The organism is Galbibacter mesophilus (assembly GCF_023721415.1).
GTDB classification, from domain to species: domain Bacteria; phylum Bacteroidota; class Bacteroidia; order Flavobacteriales; family Flavobacteriaceae; genus Galbibacter; species Galbibacter mesophilus.
Window position 1 is genome coordinate 500,509 of record NZ_JAMQVC010000002.1, and the last position, 17,682, is coordinate 518,190.

At 36.5% G+C, this 17,682-nt stretch carries 15 protein-coding genes; 2 read left to right on the forward strand and 13 right to left on the reverse strand.

The window, feature by feature from the left end:
- Positions 1-143: 143 nt before the first annotated feature.
- Positions 144-1,112, forward strand: coding sequence for a thioredoxin-disulfide reductase (trxB, locus tag NDQ75_RS09000; protein WP_202027143.1), 969 nt, complete (start codon positions 144-146; stop codon positions 1,110-1,112).
- Positions 1,113-1,196: 84 nt separating this feature from the next.
- Here the strand turns inward: trxB and NDQ75_RS09005 are convergent, their stop codons facing one another.
- The 9 genes from NDQ75_RS09005 to aroB form a co-directional block, all read right to left on the reverse strand.
- A complete protein-coding gene (locus NDQ75_RS09005) occupies positions 1,197-1,925 on the reverse strand; it encodes a head GIN domain-containing protein (RefSeq protein ID WP_202027144.1) in 729 nt (242 codons plus the stop codon).
- 330 nt (positions 1,926-2,255) lie between these two features.
- On the reverse strand, positions 2,256-3,326 hold the full coding sequence (locus tag NDQ75_RS09010; RefSeq protein WP_202027145.1) for a DUF4097 family beta strand repeat-containing protein: 1,071 nt from the start codon (positions 3,324-3,326) through the stop codon (positions 2,256-2,258).
- Entirely contained in the window at positions 3,307-3,873 is a 567-nt protein-coding gene (locus NDQ75_RS09015) for a hypothetical protein (protein ID WP_202027146.1), read from the reverse strand. The genes NDQ75_RS09010 and NDQ75_RS09015 overlap by 20 nt, the downstream gene beginning before the upstream one ends.
- A 68-nt stretch (positions 3,874-3,941) precedes the next feature.
- Positions 3,942-4,505, reverse strand: coding sequence for an RNA polymerase sigma factor (locus NDQ75_RS09020; protein WP_202027147.1), 564 nt, complete (start codon positions 4,503-4,505; stop codon positions 3,942-3,944).
- Positions 4,506-5,016: 511 nt separating this feature from the next.
- Entirely contained in the window at positions 5,017-5,319 is a 303-nt protein-coding gene (locus NDQ75_RS09025; protein ID WP_202027148.1) for a hypothetical protein, read from the reverse strand.
- A 98-nt stretch (positions 5,320-5,417) separates the two neighbouring features.
- The gene (locus NDQ75_RS09030; protein ID WP_202027149.1) at positions 5,418-6,395 is read right to left on the reverse strand and encodes a deoxyhypusine synthase family protein; all 978 of its coding nucleotides are present in this window, start codon (positions 6,393-6,395) and stop codon (positions 5,418-5,420) included.
- Entirely contained in the window at positions 6,382-7,269 is an 888-nt protein-coding gene (gene speB / locus NDQ75_RS09035) for an agmatinase (RefSeq protein ID WP_202027150.1), read from the reverse strand. The genes NDQ75_RS09030 and speB overlap by 14 nt, the downstream gene beginning before the upstream one ends.
- Positions 7,262-8,656 (reverse strand): arginine decarboxylase, encoded by a 1,395-nt coding sequence (locus NDQ75_RS09040; RefSeq protein ID WP_202027151.1) that lies wholly within the window; start codon positions 8,654-8,656, stop codon positions 7,262-7,264. The genes speB and NDQ75_RS09040 overlap by 8 nt, the downstream gene beginning before the upstream one ends.
- 297 nt (positions 8,657-8,953) lie before the next feature.
- Positions 8,954-10,024 (reverse strand): 3-dehydroquinate synthase, encoded by a 1,071-nt coding sequence (gene aroB, locus NDQ75_RS09045; RefSeq protein ID WP_202027152.1) that lies wholly within the window; start codon positions 10,022-10,024, stop codon positions 8,954-8,956.
- 370 nt (positions 10,025-10,394) lie between these two features.
- Here aroB and NDQ75_RS09050 point away from each other — a divergent pair, with 370 nt between their 5' ends.
- Entirely contained in the window at positions 10,395-11,561 is a 1,167-nt protein-coding gene (locus tag NDQ75_RS09050; protein ID WP_202027153.1) for a proline dehydrogenase family protein, read from the forward strand.
- Between the two features lie 115 nt (positions 11,562-11,676).
- Here the strand turns inward: NDQ75_RS09050 and NDQ75_RS09055 are convergent, their stop codons facing one another.
- From NDQ75_RS09055 to prs, 4 genes are all read right to left on the reverse strand, one after another.
- Entirely contained in the window at positions 11,677-13,881 is a 2,205-nt protein-coding gene (locus NDQ75_RS09055; RefSeq protein WP_202027154.1) for a RelA/SpoT family protein, read from the reverse strand.
- 126 nt (positions 13,882-14,007) lie between these two features.
- Positions 14,008-15,243: a M48 family metallopeptidase gene (locus tag NDQ75_RS09060; RefSeq protein ID WP_202027155.1), complete on the reverse strand. Its 1,236-nt coding sequence runs from the start codon at positions 15,241-15,243 to the stop codon at positions 14,008-14,010.
- A 91-nt stretch (positions 15,244-15,334) separates the two neighbouring features.
- Entirely contained in the window at positions 15,335-16,810 is a 1,476-nt protein-coding gene (locus NDQ75_RS09065; RefSeq protein ID WP_202027156.1) for a nicotinate phosphoribosyltransferase, read from the reverse strand.
- 6 nt (positions 16,811-16,816) lie between these two features.
- Entirely contained in the window at positions 16,817-17,659 is an 843-nt protein-coding gene (gene prs, locus NDQ75_RS09070) for a ribose-phosphate diphosphokinase (protein WP_202027157.1), read from the reverse strand.
- Positions 17,660-17,682 lie beyond the last annotated feature (23 nt).

A 17,682-nucleotide genomic window follows, 5' to 3' on the forward strand; every position in this document is an offset into this window, starting at 1 on the left:
CATGTTGAATAGAATATTGTTCCTAATTCTTAAGTGCCATAAATGTTGTTGATGGGTTGATAATAACTTTTCATAGTTTCACGGTAAGGTTTTTAGCAAAAATCCTACTTTTGTTATGTACAAATTATAAGAAAGGATATATCATGTCTGAAAAAGTTGAAAGAATAAAATGCTTAATAATTGGGTCTGGTCCTGCGGGATATACGGCAGCCATTTATGCTGCTCGAGCAGATATGAAACCGGTTATTTATACAGGATTGGAGCCCGGAGGGCAATTAACCACTACTACGGAAGTTGATAACTTTCCTGGCTATCCAGAAGGAATAGATGGTCCATCCATGATGATACAACTACAACAACAAGCGGAGCGGTTTGGCACTGAAGTGCGCATGGGAATGATTACTTCTATCGAATTGAGTGATGAAGTAGGAGGAATCCACAAGGCAGTAGTTGATAATACCACCAATATTGAAGCCGAAACGGTTATAATTTCCACGGGAGCTACAGCCAAGTATCTTGGTTTGCCAAGTGAGCAACGTTTACGAGGTGGTGGAGTGTCTGCCTGTGCAGTTTGTGATGGTTTTTTCTTTAAAGGTCAAGATGTAGCTATTGTTGGTGGTGGTGATACAGCCGCTGAGGAAAGCACCTATTTAGCAAATATTTGTAATAAAGTAACTCTTTTGGTAAGAAAAGGGGAGATGAGAGCTTCTAAAGCAATGCAACACCGAGTTAATAATACACCAAACTTGGAAGTTCGTTATTACACTGAAGTGGATGAAGTTTTAGGAGACCAAGTTGTTGAAGGTTTACGCTTGGTAAACAATCAAACGGGAGAAAAAGAAGAGATAAAAATTACCGGATTATTTATCGCTATTGGACACAAACCTAATACCGATATTTTTAAAGGTCAGCTGGAAATGGATGAAACTGGGTACATCATTACCAAAGGAAAGTCTACAAAAACCAATAAACCAGGTGTTTTTGCCAGTGGAGATGTTCAAGATAAAGAATACAGACAAGCGATTACTGCTGCTGGAACTGGCTGTATGGCCGCTCTAGACGCAGAGCGTTACTTAGCTGCTGTAGAAAGCAAAGAAGAGGTGGAGGCATAATTGTCCGCATAAATTAAATAAAAAAACCTGCAAGATTTTACTCTAGCAGGTTTTTTTTATGCTTTAAATAGATTAAGCTGGAAACTATCCTTTGGAAATATCCCCAGAGCCTGAAACTTTACTATCCTCTTTTGTTGGATTTCCGTAGTAATCAATATCTCCAGAGCCTGAAACACGGGCTCTAAGCATACCGTCGCAATGTACCTCAATATCTCCAGAGCCAGAGATGCTAGCATCTACGTTTACGGCTTTTAATCCTTTGGAATCGATGTCCCCAGAACCTGAAATACTGCATTCGTAATCGGTTGTTTTTCCGCTTAGTTCAATATCTCCAGAACCTACCAAGCTACTTTTTACAGAAGTCGCCTCTACGCTAAGCGTAACATCACCAGAACCTGTAAGACTGGTTTTAAAATTGTTTGTCTTTATTGTGCTTTTAGAAACCACATCCCCAGAACCCGACAAGGAAACGGCATCTAAACTTTCAAAGGGCACTACTACCAATATTCCCTTGTTATAGCTCGGCTTTAATTCGTATCCTTCCTCGGTTTTGATTATAAGTTCTCCGTTTTTTACCTCGGTGATAATATGTTTAATCAAATTTTCTTCCGCAGAAATGCTTATGTTTCCTTCTTTGCCGCCAATTAAATCTACATCAAAAGAGCCAGCTACGCTTACTTCGCTATAATTTCCTACACTTCTTTCAACCGTAGTTTTGTTCCCGTTTCCTTTCACTTTCTTTCCGCCCCACCATTGTGCATTTAAGGCAGAAAAACTGAGTATGGCCAAGCCGATTGTTATTAGTTTTTTCATTTTTTATAATTTGTTGGTTATACTTATAATTTCACTTTAGATGCTAACAGTTTCATGGTATAAACTATCAACTTGGTTTATATATCTTCCAACTGAAGTTTACATTCTCTTAACTGAAAGTTACTTTTTAACAACTTTGTTTATTAATCGGGCAACTTCATTTATATTTCTTCCTACTGAAGTTTACTTTCTCTCAACTTAACGTTACTTTTTAACAACTTGACTCAAAAAACAGCTAACTTGATTTATAATTCTTCTTACCGGATTTTACTTTCTCTTAACTGAGATTTACTTTTTAACAACTTTACTTGTGGTTTTTCCTTCTGAAATTTACTTTCTATAAAAACTCACCCCGCCGTAATCGGTGGAAATACTAACTTGATTTTTACCTTTACTTCCGTAATAGCCTTCGTAATAATTATCTGTTGATTTTTGTCGCTTAATGGTGTAGTTAAAGTCGGTATCACCACTAAGGCCTGCATATTCCAAATCTATTTTGAAATCGAAATGGTAATTGCTATTGTAACCGACTTTAATACCGGTGTAATCACTTTTTATCTGAAGGTCTCCTGCGTCTGCTGCCATTTCTTCAATTCGTATGGAACCATAATCGGAAGTTACATTTACATTGCCATGGACCGTACCGAAGCGTGTGGTTAGATAATCACCTGAACCACTAATATTGTTCGCTTTTTCAATTTTAATACTTCCGTAGTCACAGGTATATTCCACATTTTTAGCTCTTTTTACTTCAGAATTGGTGTAGTCGGCATTAAGTGTAAGATTGCCCACTTCATTGATTTCAAAAGAGGAATAATCAGCATTAATTTTACCGCTCTTCATAAATTCTATGGTAGATTTAGAGGTGTAATCAAACTTTAAAGAATTGTTTTCAGCATGAAGACTTCCAATTTCTAGTTTTCCATAGTCGCATCGAATGTTCGCCACGCCTTTGCTTTCATCCAAATAAATCCCGCCATAATCGTTATTGAGGTCTAATGTATTGCCTACAGGAACTTTTACGGTGTAATTTATTTCCATGCTTACATTGTTATTGCCCCAACTCCAGCCACTTTTTTCGAAAATGGTTTTAGCAGATACCAAATTGCTACTTCCTTGAAATTCAACATTTATCTCATCCAGCTTTTTCTGTGCTTTATCTTCGTTATTGCTGTTTGTTTTTATGTGAACTTCTATAACTGTTCTGTTTTCCGTCCACGAGGTGATGTAAAGATTCCCGTAACTGTTATTTAGTTTTAAAAGTGCATTCGGACTCACTTTAAACTCTTTTTTTATCTTTTTCTCCTTGGTGTATTTGCCATTCCAGCCAGGGCCAGATGCAACACTAAGTAAGGGAATACAGATGAAAAGTAATACGATTTTATATAATTTGATTTTCATTATTTGAGGTATTTAAATTTTTAACTTCTTCTATTTGGTCTAAAACGTCTTCTAATAAACTTATTCGGGTTTGAAAATTGATAATCATGGCATGCAGTATTTTCTTGCTATTACCATCATTTGCCAAGTCTTCTTCTAACTTTTTGTAGTCTTTTTCAAGTTTTTGAATTTGCAACATGGCATCTGAAACAATTTTTTTGGTTTCTGGAGTGGATTCTGCTTCAATCTTCTCCATTTCTTCACTAATAATAGAAGCGAAGTAAAATTGTGTTTTCTGTACCTCAGTAGGTTCTTCCGCGATAGCGTTCACTGCATCAGTTGGGCTTTTAAAGAATTGTATTCCAACAATCATTAAAACTACGACGGAAGCTGCTATGGAAAGCCATACCCATTTGTTGCTGCCATTTTTCTTAATTGTATGTTTGTTATTTTTGTTTGCTTCTAACTTTTCCAAGAATCTATTTTCGTGTCCGGTATTGGGAACTTCGTTGTCCCATTGGCCTTCGAGCTTTTCAAATAGTTCTTCTATATTGTCTTTTTTCTTCATCTCATCAAAAAATTATAAATCATTGATTCGTTTTTTTGTTTATCAAACTGCACGGATTTTACTTTTGTTCAAGGCTTTTCAAAAGCCTCGGCTTGTAATTTTTGCCGCAAACTTTCTTTTGCCCTCGAAATTGTGGTCCTACAATTTGCATAGCTTACTTGCATAATATCTCCTATTTCTTCATAATCGTATCCCTCGATTAAGTAGAGGGTTAAAGCAATTCTGTAATTGTCCTTCAGCATATTCATGGTCTGCAACACTTTTTGAGCCTTTATGTTGGTCAACTCATAATCAGGTTCAACTTCATCTTTGTCTTCAACCCTATACATTACATCATCCAGCGGAATATTGTTTTGGTTTTGTTTTCTATAATGATGAATGCTGTTGTTAATTACAATACGTTTCAACCAAGCACCAAATGTAACTTCAGCTTTAAAGCTATCGAGCTTTGTAAATGCGTTTAAAAATGATTCTTGCATTACATCTTCAGCTTCAAAAGAATCTTTTACAATTCGTAGGGCAGTGTTGTACATTGCTCTGTAATAACGATTGTAAATCTCCATTTGGGCAGCTTGTTTTCCTTGCCTGCACAAAACCAATAGTTGATCAGTATGTAATTCTTGTTGGCTCAAAAAGGTATTCTTTATACTAAAGATAACGTTTGCTAAAGATTGTTACAGTTTTTTATTTTTTTAATAAAAATTTTGCTGAAATAGAATACATGGAAACCAATCATGCTCTAAATAATATTTGTTCATTTTTTCCATTGATGAAAAAACGAACCAAATCCCGAAGCTTCGGGACTAGGCTTGCTATAAAAACATAAGAAAATACTACAGAACCCTCCGCCACTGATAAAAATAACTCGCCCTTCCTACGGTCGGTCTCAAACAGATTTTTATCATTTGTCCATACTGCTTCCTTGATTTTCAATATTTTTATAGACAGGCCAAAACAAACCTCAACAGTAAAAAAAACTATAACACATATCTCCTTTGTACCCAAATGATACTTTGTCAAAAATATTTAGGATACTATTTCTTTGAAACGTAAACTGTTTGAAACTGTTGATGATAGAGCAAAAAAAATCCCATAAGCTTCTGCCTATGGGATTCTGTAAATTGTATTTGTATTGAATTTCCGTTAATCTTCGTCTTCTTCGTCTTGATTTTCGGGAATTTCCATTTCGTCGGAATTGATGTCTTCGCTATTGTCAAAATCATCGTCCTCTTCATCGAAGTTTTCCATGGTATTTGCCAATCGGGTACTAACTTTCACTAAGTAAATCGTATCTTCTGTACGAACTTCCACAGCTTCTACCGTTTCATTGTTGGCGTTTTTAAACTTAATGATGTCATCATCGCCATATCCGTCGGGATACTTTTCCACAAGCATCGTAAGGATTTCATTGGTTAATTTTTTGTAATCTACTATTACACGTCTCATATAGTTGATAATTATATTCGGTTATCTAGTAATTTATGGAACTTATTAAATGACCTATTTTGATGGAATAAATATATATGAATATTTTTTTTCGGCAATTACATATCTAATAAATATGCAAAAATTAATGGCGCTACAATGGTGGCATCCGATTCTATGATAAACTTAGGCGTATCGATGTCTAATTTACCCCATGTAATTTTCTCATTTGGTACGGCCCCAGAATACGAACCATAACTCGTTGTAGAATCTGAAATCTGACAAAAATAGCTCCAGAAAGGAGTGTCTTCCATTTCCATATCTTGATACAGCATTGGTACCACACAAATAGGAAAATCTCCAGCAATTCCTCCACCAATTTGGAAGAAACCAACTCCATTTTCAGAATTTTTTGTGTACCAATCAGCTAAATAGCCCATATATTCAATACCGCTTTTTACGGTGGAGGCTTTTAACTCGCCTTTCATCACATAAGAAGCAAAAATGTTACCCATAGTACTGTCTTCCCAACCAGGAACAACAATTGGTAAATTCTTTTCGGCCGCAGCGTACATCCAAGAATCTTTAAGATCGATTTCGTAGTATTCTTCTAAAACTCCTGAAAGCAACATTTTATACATGAATTCATGTGGAAAATAGCGTTTACCATTCGCCTCAGCGTCTTTCCATATCTTATAAATATGTTTTTGCAGTCTTCTAAAAGCTTCCTCTTCAGGAATACACGTATCTGTAACCCTGTTTAATCCTTTTTCGAGTAAATCCCATTCTTCTTTAGGCGTAAGGTCACGATAGTTTGGTACTCTTTTGTAATGTGAGTGTGCCACTAGATTCATGATGTCTTCCTCTAAATTGGCGCCAGTACACGAGATTATCTGTACTTTGTCCTGACGAATCATTTCAGCAAAAATCTTTCCCAGTTCTCCAGTACTCATCGCCCCGGCAAGGGTGACCATCATTTTAGCGCCGTTTTCCAATTGGTCTTCGTAGCCTTTGGCAGCATCTACCAAAGCAGCCGCATTAAAATGCAAGTAATATTTTTCTATAAAGTTGGAGATAGCTCCTTTATTCTTCGTCATCGTCGTCTATGTTTTTAGAGTTTGCGTACTTAAATTTATAAGCTAACATTTTATAATACAACTTTGCAGCTAGAAAATCAGAAGATTTTTCATTTTCATTTGGACAAAGCTCTACAATATCAAAGCCAACTACATTTTTCTTTTTGAAAACTTTTTTCAGGTATTCCAACGTTTCATACCAAAGCATTCCGCCCGGTTCTGGAGTTCCTGTTGAAGGAAGAATAGACGGATCGAACGCATCCAAATCGATTGTTATGAAAACATTTTCTGTCATTTGATGAATGGAATCATCTACCCAATCGTCGCTTCGATTAATATCTTCAGCAAAGTAGGTTTGATCTTCTATCATGTTATCCAATTCCGAAACATCCATACTACGGATTCCCACTTGGATAAGCTTTGTTTTCTGACTGGCTTCATACACGGCACAAGCGTGGTTACATTTAGAGCCTTCGTATTCCTCTCGCAAATCGGCGTGTGCATCGATTTGTAAAACGGTAAGATCGTCAAAACTTTCAGCGAAAGCACGTATGGAACCTATGGAAATAGAGTGTTCGCCACCAAAAAGGGTAACAAACTTATCTTGTTTTATATAATTTTTAGTGATTTTATGTACCGCTTCTACCATTTTTTCAGGAGAGCTGTTTTCGGTAACAGGGGGAGCTAAGTACACGCCTTTTTTATAAGGTTCACTTTTGGTTTCAATATCGAAAAGCTCCATATTTTCAGATGCTTCCAAAAAAGCCTTTGGGCCTTTATCGGCACCTTTTTGCCATGTGCTCGTACCATCATAGGGCACGGGAATAAGCACTACACGGGCATCGTCTATACGAGCGTATTTCTCAGGAATTCCGGCATAATTTTTTTTACTCATAGCCTAAAATTTTTAAAAAGTCGTTTGCAGTTTGTTGTTCAGAAAAAAGTTTAGTGGTAATATTCCCTTCATCATCTTTATCTATTAAGACATGTTTTGGAGAAGGAATTAAACAGTGTTGTAGTCCGCCAAAGCCACCAATGGTTTCTTGATATGCTCCAGTGTTGAAAAACCCAATATAAAGCGGTTTAGTTCTGCTGTATTTTGGTAAATAAATAGCGTTCATGTTTTGCTCAGAATTGTAATAATCGTCGCTGTCGCAGGTAAGACCGCCCAACAAAACCCTCTCGTACTCATCGTTCCAACGGTTTATGGCCAACATGATAAAGCGTTTGCTTATCGCCCAACTATCTGGTAGGGTAGTGATGAAAGAAGAATTAATCATATTCCATTTCTCCCTGTCGTTCTGCTGCTTTTGGTATAACACTTCATAAATGGCACCACCACTTTCTCCAACGGTAAAACTACCGAACTCAGTAAAAATATTTGGTACAGGCACATCTGCTTCCTCACAGGCAGTTTTAATCTGAAAAATGATTTCGTTGATCATGTATTCATAGTCATATTCAAATGCCAACGAATTTTTAATAGGAAAACCACCACCTATGTTTAAGGAATCTACCGTCGGACAAATTTTACGTAATTGGATATACACTTTTAAACATTTTAAAAGCTCATTCCAATAGTAAGAAGTGTCCCTAATTCCCGTATTTATGAAAAAATGAAGCATTTTTAGGTTCACTTTTTCGTTGTCTTTGATTTCCTTGTTGTAAAACGGAACTATATTTCTATAACCAATTCCCAATCGACTTGTATAAAACTCGAATTTTGGCTCTTCTTCCGAAGCAATTCTAATCCCCACGTTAAAAGGTTCATGAATGGCTTCATCCAAAAGGTTTAACTCTTCGTAATTATCAATTATAGGAATACATTTTTTATGGGAACCGTTAATCAATTCTGCAATATTTTCAATGTATTTATCCCTTTTAAAACCGTTGCAAATTACGTAGTTGTCTTTAGTAAGCTTTCCTTTTGCAATTAAACTTTTAACAATATCGATATCAAAAGCAGAAGAGGTTTCAATATGGATATCATTTTTTAAGGCCTCGTTTAGAACATGACTAAAATGAGAGCTTTTCGTGCAATAGCAATAGTGATAATCTCCTTTGTAATCATGCTTTTCAATAGCATTTTTAAACCAATATTGTGCCTTCTTTATATTGTCGGAAATTTTTGGCAAGTACGTGAATTTCAAGGGAGCCCCATATTTTTCAACCAGATCCATAAGATCTATATCATGGAACTTTAATTGATCTTCTTCTAGTGTAAACTCCTCTTGTGGGAAATAGTAGGTTTGATCTATAAGATCGAAGTACTTCGTCTTCATAGTTGCTTTTTTGTAATTATAAAAAAATGATATTTATTTTAAATTAAATTTTTGTTATAAATAACATTTTTTAATCAAATACGTAGATAGGCGGGGAGGAATGCTATAGTTTGTACAGCACTTTTTTTAATAATTTCTTCGGAAGTTAAATTTAAGAACCGAGATCTCGTTCTGCGAGATACGTACAAATACGACTTCCTGATATCTGTAAACACGGCGTTTAAAAAACAGCTCATTAAATTCTTTAAAATACAGTAACAAAAGTCACTATTTTTTTTAAATACACAAGAAAAAAAATTATTTTTTGTAGTGTTCTAAAGATTTGAAAAGTAGTTCTTTACCAACAGTAACATCCAGCTTGGGCCTTCCAATGTCTTCCAAAAGCACAAAATTTACATTTCCGTGGGCATTTTTCTTATCAAATTTCATCAATTGAATAATGCTCTCCATGTCTGCTTGACTAATATCCACCTTGTCAAAATAATTAAGAAAAGTAGTTTTAATAGTTGCTAGTTTTTCCTTCGGAAAGTTTAAGAGTTCAGCAGAAAGAAAGGTTTCCATAATCATTCCAATGGCAATAGCCTCTCCATGTAAAAGTTTGTTTTTATCTGAAGATTGTAAGAAATAAGATTCTATAGCATGCCCAAGAGTATGGCCGTAATTTAAAATTTTTCGCAATCCATGTTCTCTTGGATCTTCTGTAACCACTTCATTTTTTATAACTACAGAGCGATGAATTAGGCTGTCTAAATCTTCAGGGGTCAGCGCATCTAATTTTTGTAGCTTTTCCCAATATACTTCATCATATATGAGTCCGTGTTTAAGCATTTCTGCCAATCCGCTTCGAAGTTCGTTGGGAGGCAAAGTTTCCAAATATGCGGTATCAATCAATACCATCATCGGATTGATAATAACCCCAACTTGGTTTTTTAACGGACCTAAATCTACGCCTGTTTTTCCACCAACCGAGGCATCTACCATAGCAAGTAGGGTAGTGGGAATGTTTAAAAAGTCGATTCCGCGCATGTACGTGGCTCCTACGAAACCGCCAAGATCCGTAACAACACCGCCACCAAGATTTATCAATAGTGATTTACGATCACCTCCTAGTTCAGAAATAATACTCCAAACCTCACTGCATGTTTCAATTTGTTTTTGCTCTTCCCCAGCTTCAATTTCAATAATCTCAATATCATAGGTATTTTCTAGCTTCCCCAAAAAGTTAGGCAAACAATGTTTGTGAGTGTTTTCATCAACTAGGATAAATACTTTGGAATAGTTTTTTATTTCAAGGTGATTGTTGAGTTCCTGATAGGATTTTTCATTGAAATGTAATTGACAACCGTGGCTGGAAATGGATGTAAGCATGCTGTTTTATTGAAGTTTTTATTTGAACCTGAGTTCGATTTTTATAATAAAGTCAAAATTAATAAAAGTATTTGGTTAGAAGGTAGGTTTTCTAAGGGATAGCGAGCTATTTATTGAAAACTTAAAGCTGGCGACAAGTATTTTTGTTAAAAAAATCAAATCTTATCGATTTTATTTAACGATATATTGAAGTTTTTTAACACCTGACTCTCGGATATTTCAATGAAATAAGTCTCATAACTCACTACCCAAAAGCGTTTTAACAAAGTTGAAATAAGCAATCTCAGGTTTAAGACAAAATAAAGAGAATTTGTTGTAAAAATATATATTTTCGAAAAGTATATTTGCAAAAATTTTAGGAGCATATTGAATGAAGAACTTTTTTGATAACACAGAGATCGCTTTTAGACTGAAAAGCGATGCTGAGCTTGATAGAGCCTACTTTTTGTTTAAGATGATAGCACACCAACCTTTGGTTAAAATTGGAACAGCTATGACCAATTTCGCGATAAAAGCGCATTTGCCAGTAGATGGTTTGATTAGAGCAACGGTTTTTGATCATTTTTGCGGAGGAGTAAGCGAATTGGATTGTATGAAAACAGTTGATGCCCTTTACACGGCAGGAGTATGCTCCGTTTTGGATTATTCCGTGGAAGGAAAAGAAACTGAAGAACAGTTTGATGCCGTAGTGGCACGAACTCTCAAGCTTATCGATTTTGTGAATGAAAAGGAAGCTATCCCATTTGCGGTATTTAAACCCACGGCCATGGGACGTTTCGATTTATACGTAAAAGTAGGAGACGGTTCGAAGCTTACAAGTGAGGAAGAAGCGGAATGGGAGCGTGTTGTGAACCGTTTTAATACCGTTTGTAAAAAAGCGCATGAACTCGGAGTTTCCCTTCTCATTGATGCGGAGGAAAGTTGGATGCAAAAAGCTGCCGATAGTATTGTTGATGAGATGATGATGAAGTACAATAAGGAAAAGGCAGTGGTTTTCAATACGCTTCAAATGTACCGATGGGACCGCATGGAATATTTGGAGAGACTTCATAAAAAAGCGAAAGAAGAAGGCTTTATTATTGGTATGAAGCTCGTTCGCGGTGCGTATATGGAAAAAGAAAACGACCGCGCTGAAGAAATGGGGTATCAAACGCCTATCTGTGAATCTAAAAAGGCTACAGATGATAACTTCAATAAAGGAGTTCGCTACATGATGGATAATTTAGATATTATGGAGCTCTTCTTGGGAACTCATAATGAAGAAAGTACCTTATTGGTGTTGGAGTTGATGGAAGAAAAAGGAATTTCTAAGGATGATAACCGTATATGGTTCGGACAGTTATATGGAATGAGTGATCACATAAGTTACAATCTCGCACATAAAAAGTATCACGTTGCCAAGTATTTACCATTCGGACCTGTACGCGATGTAATGCCTTATCTAATACGCCGTGCAGAGGAAAATACTTCTGTGGCTGGGCAAACTACAAGGGAGCTAACCTTATTGGCCGCTGAGCGCAAGCGTAGGAAAATGTAACTTTACCTTATCTCCGCTAAAAGGGATATTCATTATCTTAAATTATAAAAAAAGGGTTGACCGAATTTAAATCGATCAACCCTTTCTTCATTGCGTCTGTTGAGTTCGTAATTTTTTATAAACGTCGAACTTTATCAATTCCGTTTATCTTTTTCAAGTTCTCCAATAATTTTTTCAGAATCGTTTTATTCTTCACTTCCAACGTGATTTTTCCTGAAAAAACGCCTCCTTCTGTTTCAAAATTAATGTTTTTCATGTTTACGTGCATGTTGTTGGAAATTACTTTGGTAACATTACTTACCAGTCCGAGGTTATCAATACCGTCAAGTTTTATAACTGCCGTAAACTCCTGTTGGGTAGAATCTATCCATTTTGCCGAAATTATACGGTAGGCATAATTAGATTGCAGTGTAATAGCATTCGGGCAGTTTTTACTATGAACTTTAATACCTTCATTCACCGTGATAAAACCAAAGACTTCATCGCCAGGAATCGGACTACAGCAATTGGAAAATTTATAATCTAATTTTTCTTCCTCCTTACCAAACACCAATTGATCGTAATTGGTGGTAATCTCTTCCTTATTAATTTCTTCGGAAGATGCTTGCTTACGCATCTTATTTTTAAAGAAATTGATGAAGGTGTTGTTTCTCGAACCGGCAAAGTCCTTCAACATTTGGTTATCAATAGTACTGATGCCCACGCGATAGAAAAGGTCTAAACTCGTTTTCAGTTTAAAATAAACCACTAAATCGTTCACTATTTTTTCATTAAGTGTAATCTTTAGTTGTTTAAGTTTTCTGCGGAGAATTTCTTTTCCTTCTTCTGCAATTTTCTTTTTCTCTTCTTTGAGGGAAGATTTTATTTTTGCCCGTGCTCTGGCTGTCGTAGCGTAATCGAGCCAGTTATTGTTGGGCTTGGAGCTTTCTGAAGTAATAATTTCAACTTGGTCTCCACTTTTTAATTCTCTACTTAACGGCACTAATTTTCCGTTTACCTTGGCGCCTCGAGTTTTCAAACCAATTTCGGTGTGAATGCTGAAGGCAAAATCCAATGGTGTGGCTCCTTTGGGCAAGGATTTCAATTCTCCTTTTGGGGTAAATACAAATATTTCTTGCGAATAGAGGTTTAACTTGAATTCTTCCACAAAATCCACAGCGTTTCCATCAGCGTTTTCCAGTGCTTCCTGCAAGCGGTTGAGCCACATTTCAATTCCCTGTTCTTTCTGGTCGCCGTGTTTGTATTTAAAGTGGGCTGCGTAGCCTTTTTCTGCAATTTCGTGCATTCGCTCACTGCGTATTTGAACTTCCACCCAGCGGCCTTTCGGACCAATAACGGTGATGTGCAAAGCTTCGTACCCCGTAGTTTTTGGAGATGAAATCCAATCCCGTAATCGGGTGGGGTTGGGGCGGAAGTGATCCGTAACAATGGAATATATTTTCCAAGCTAGAAATTTTTCATTTTCCCGATCACTTTTATAAATAATACGGATGGCAAACTTATCGTAAACCTCATCGAAGCTAACGTTTTGCGATTTCATTTTTCTTCGGATGGAGAAAATCGATTTTGGACGACCCTTAATAACATAATTTAATCCTTCAACATCCAAACTTTCTTTTATAACGTTGCTGAATGATTCGATATAAGCCTCTTGATCTTCCTTGCTTTCCCTCATTTTTCCTAAGATGTCGTTGTAAACATCAGGTTCGGTATATTTAAGACCAAGATCTTCCAGTTCGGTTTTAATGTTATAAAGGCCGATTCTGTGGGCTAGGGGAGCGTAGATATAAAGTGTTTCCGAAGCTATTTTCACCTGCTTATGGTCGGCCATGGAATCCATGGTTTGCATATTGTGCAAGCGATCGGCTATTTTAATTAGGATAACCCGAACATCATCATTTAAAGTAAGAAGCATCTTCCTAAAATTCTCTGCCTGAAGGGAAATGTCCTGTTCCGAAGTCATTTGGGAAATTTTGGTAAGACCGTCCACAATACGGGCAACGGTTTCACCAAAAAGACGTTCCATATCTTCTAGCGTGTAAGAAGTATCTTCAACTACATCGTGCAACAGGGCTGCCGCAATAGCGGTTGCGTCCAAACCAATTTGTTGTGCCACAATCTTGGCAACCGCAATAGGGTGGAAAATGTAGGCCTCGCCACTTTTTCTTCGCTGGTCTTTATGTGCATCCACAGCGGTATCAAACGCTAAACGGATGAGTTTTTTATCCTCATCGGAAAGTGTTTGATAACTTATGCGAAGCAATTCTTTGTATTGCCTTGCTATCTGTTTATTTTCTTTTTCAATGTCGAGTACCTTCATATACTAAAAATAAGCTAATCTTTATAATTTGACAACAAAATCCGTGCCTTATATAAGGCTGATTGGTTGGATTGTTTAGCTATTTACCGATATGTAAGCTAAATTATAAATTCAGCTTTTAGCGCATCAAGATTTCTTTAAATTTCGATAGCGTTGCAATAGAGGAGGGTGCGAATAATGCACGAAAACATAGGAAGGATGGGGCGTAAGGTTGCTTAAACTATTTTTTGAAAGCTTTTTTAAAGCATTAACCAAGGGTTGAGCGGCATAGGTGTGTTTAGCAAAATCGTCTGCCTGATATTCAAATTTCCTTGAAAAATAGTTCATTATGAGTCCGGTGATCTGGGAAATCGGACTGTAAAGAATGCCAAAAGCAATCAAACCAGCATGAAAACTAGGCTGGGAAACACCAATGGCGAGTGATAGCGCTGGAATATTGATGAAAAGTGATAAGATGTATAACGTTAGACCCGTAAGCAATACGGAAGTAATAATGTTGAAAATGATATGCTTCTTTTTGTAATGCCCAACTTCGTGTGCCAAAACAGCCACAATTTCTTCGTCTTCCAAATCGTTTATCAATGTATCGAAAAGGGTGATGCGCTTTTGTATTCCGAAGCCAGAAAAATAGGCATTTGCTTTTGTGGAGCGTTTAGAACCATCAATAACAAAAATATTTTCCAATTGAAAACCTACCTTTGCGGCGTAATTTTCGATATTGGTTTTAAGACTTCCGTCTTCCAAGGGTGTTTGTTTATTAAACAATGGTACAATCAGCTTGCTGTAAAACATGTTCATGAAGATTGTAAATACAGCTACAAGCGCCCAAGCATAGATCCAAAACTTTTCGCCTGCTAACTGGTAAAAAAGGATAATGAGCGATAAAATACCGCCACCCAATACGGTCATCATCAACCATCCTTTAAGTTTGTCTAGAAAAAAAGTCTTTTTGGTTGTTTTATTAAAACCAAACTTTTCCTCGATTACAAAAGTGTGATAGTATGAAAATGGTGTGGTTAAAATATCGCTTGCAAAAGTTATTATTCCGAAGAAAACCAATGCAATTACAATTTCATTACTGCTGATGTTTCGTGCTATTTCATCCACATATTCAAAGCCATCTAAAAAGAAAAATCCAAGCGTTAGCGCTAAAGAAAACAATGAACTGATGTTCGAGAACTTATAATTGGTTTTTTTGTAGGCTCGTGATTTTTTGTATTCTGCTTCATCATACACATCCTCCAGTTCGCTGGGAATAGGTTTATCGAAATTTTTAGCGTTCAAACTATCCAGAACTTTATCTAAGATAAAATCAAGGACGAGAATTGCTATAATGATATAAAACAAGGTTTGTGGGGTCATGTTGCTATTATATAAGAAATCCGACTTCTAAACGCTGTTCAAAAGTCGGATTAAATTATGAATTAAAAAATTTTTTCAAAGACAATTAGCTCTATGCTACACTTACGGGCTTAGCGGTTTCTTTAAGCCTTTGTCGTATATCACTCAATTTTTGATCCACTAAAAGTTTTCCGTCTCTAAAAACTTCTTTAAGTTCACCTTTCTTTTCCTCATCCCAAGTAACTTGATCATATAATTGGTATGAGCCATTTTCCAGTTTGATATTTAATAATCCTTTAGCAGATTTTTTGGTACCGTCATCGGTAACAGGGTCTTTATAGATTTCCCGGCCTTCGCCATTTACCTCACCATAAGTGGCTTTCATGGCAAAACCGAAGGTATCTCTTGTATTGTATTGATAGGTGTAAGAGCCAATACCGAGCACGACATTGGTAGATGCAAACCCTTTTTTCTTTAGGTTTTCGCAAATATTTTTAGCTCTTTCTATAGTAATACTGTCACCATAAATAGCACCGATATGACTGTCTAACTCCATATATCCCTTATCGTTCACATTTCCGCCAAATAGGTCCCAAAGCAATTCGATGACTCCTTTTTGCTCTTCCACTGATTTACCGTTGGGGTTCCCGCAAATTATTTTCACAGGATCACCACTATCGGGTCTTATAACAACCTTACCATCCCTCGCTAAAACTTCATTTTTAAGATTAGGTAGGTATTCGGTAAGAACCTTCCATAAATCCCAAGTGTCTGATACAATGGAAACTATTCCGTTAGGGTACACTTCCGTAATAAGTCTTTTAAAAGTTTCTTGCTCTCCCATATTCGTTCCCATGCACATCACAGAGTGTTCCGTAGCGGCTACGGAACCGCCAACAAGTTCTTTCTCTGCATTTGCATTGTAATAAGTTTCCAAAAAGTCGACAGCGGGAATTGTGTCAGTGCCAGTAAAACTAAGTAAATGTCCGGCCGCACTGGTTAAAGCTGCTTCCAATCCAGCCATTCCTCTCATAGAAAAATCGTGTCCCTGCCAATCTACAAATTCTGGAATGGAAGATGTTTCTTCAGCATATCTATCTAAAACGTTGCGATATTGTTTTGCGATAGTTGCAGAATTACATGGCAACCAAATAGTGGTAGATAATAATGTTTCAAAATAATTAGTCAGCCAGAAAAATTCTGGAAGGGTATTATACATGGTGAACATAGGAACACGCACGGGCACAGAGGATCCTTCTGGAAGAGCTTTAAACACCATGGGTATAAAGCCCAAATCGTGCAGTGCCTCAATATGTGCAATGCCTACTGCATTTTCTCCAAGATAATTATTGATTCTTTTACTGTATTTTCCACAGATTACTTCTTTGGGCTGATTAAAAAAGTTATCTCGAAAATCTTCAATGATATATTTTTTGATGAAATATTGCAATCCGAAGAATACAACTTCTTCAATACCCTCAATTCTACTTTTTCTAGGAGTCCAATTGGAGTAAACTAAGGTTGTATTTTCTGGGTATTGTCTTCTGTGGTCAATTTTATAACCGTCGGTGTATAATAATGGATTCATAATTTATTATTTTAGGATAGTTTCTAATTGTATTTGTTGTAAAAAGCTTTGCTCATCAAGTGTTTTGAAAGAGTCTGTTGTGAAAATTTTTGTAAAGTGTTTTTCAAGTTCAGAAAAACCCTTGCTGAAAATACCGTGACTTACTGCTAAATACAATTCCCCAGCATTTTTATTTTTGAGTTCATTGGCAAGTCCGATAAAAGTACCGCCGCCGTCACAAATATCATCAACTATGAGGCAATCCTTTCCATGCAGGTTTTCTTCATACACTTTAAAACCGGATAATTGACCTGTTTTAACATCTCGGGATTTTGAACATTCCACAACCTCATAATGCTTAAGAAAAGATGCCACTTTATGAATTTTTTTCAAAGCTCCGCCATCAGGGGAAATCAGCAGAGTATTGGGAGATAAATTTTCCATCACCTTTTGTATGAAATGGTGATTATCTATAACAGCACATTGGTTCAAAAGCGCTGGGGTTACTTCTGAATGCGGGTCAAAAACAGCCACACTTAATAAGTTTAAACTATTTATTAAATCAGCATAAACTTTTACTGTCAAAGGTTCGCCGTTAACCATAAGTCGGTCTTGGCGTGCACCAGGAAAATAGGGGATAAAGGCTTTTATTCGACTTACACCCATATTTTTAAGAGCGTTTACTGCTACTAGTAAAATCCCCATATCATTAAAACTACCAATTCGGTGTGTGATTAAAACGGTTTCCTCATTTGGAATCTGGCTGCTAATTTTAATGTGAGGTTCACCTCCATGGAAGGTAAAAGAATCATAAACTACGGTATTCTGAGTTCCGTACGGTGCAAATTTTGGATCTAGGTTGAGTATCATAATGCGTAATATTTACACAAATA

Excerpts from the sequence above, each read along its gene's own strand:
- NDQ75_RS09005 (WP_202027144.1), bottom strand. The coding sequence starts at position 1,925 with ATGAAAAAACTAATAACAATCGGCTTGGCCATACTCAGTTTTTCTGCC.
- NDQ75_RS09060 (WP_202027155.1), bottom strand. The coding sequence starts at position 15,243 with ATGACCCCACAAACCTTGTTTTATATCATTATAGCAATTCTCGTCCTT.
- trxB (WP_202027143.1), top strand. The coding sequence starts at position 144 with ATGTCTGAAAAAGTTGAAAGAATAAAATGCTTAATAATTGGGTCTGGT.
- NDQ75_RS09010 (WP_202027145.1), bottom strand. The coding sequence starts at position 3,326 with ATGAAAATCAAATTATATAAAATCGTATTACTTTTCATCTGTATTCCC.
- aroB (WP_202027152.1), bottom strand. The coding sequence starts at position 10,024 with ATGCTTACATCCATTTCCAGCCACGGTTGTCAATTACATTTCAATGAA.
- NDQ75_RS09015 (WP_202027146.1), bottom strand. The coding sequence starts at position 3,873 with ATGAAGAAAAAAGACAATATAGAAGAACTATTTGAAAAGCTCGAAGGC.
- prs (WP_202027157.1), bottom strand. The coding sequence starts at position 17,659 with ATGATACTCAACCTAGATCCAAAATTTGCACCGTACGGAACTCAGAAT.
- speB (WP_202027150.1), bottom strand. The coding sequence starts at position 7,269 with ATGAGTAAAAAAAATTATGCCGGAATTCCTGAGAAATACGCTCGTATA.
- NDQ75_RS09065 (WP_202027156.1), bottom strand. The coding sequence starts at position 16,810 with ATGAATCCATTATTATACACCGACGGTTATAAAATTGACCACAGAAGA.
- NDQ75_RS09040 (WP_202027151.1), bottom strand. The coding sequence starts at position 8,656 with ATGAAGACGAAGTACTTCGATCTTATAGATCAAACCTACTATTTCCCA.
- NDQ75_RS09055 (WP_202027154.1), bottom strand. The coding sequence starts at position 13,881 with ATGAAGGTACTCGACATTGAAAAAGAAAATAAACAGATAGCAAGGCAA.
- NDQ75_RS09030 (WP_202027149.1), bottom strand. The coding sequence starts at position 6,395 with ATGACGAAGAATAAAGGAGCTATCTCCAACTTTATAGAAAAATATTAC.
- NDQ75_RS09050 (WP_202027153.1), top strand. The coding sequence starts at position 10,395 with ATGAAGAACTTTTTTGATAACACAGAGATCGCTTTTAGACTGAAAAGC.
- NDQ75_RS09025 (WP_202027148.1), bottom strand. The coding sequence starts at position 5,319 with ATGAGACGTGTAATAGTAGATTACAAAAAATTAACCAATGAAATCCTT.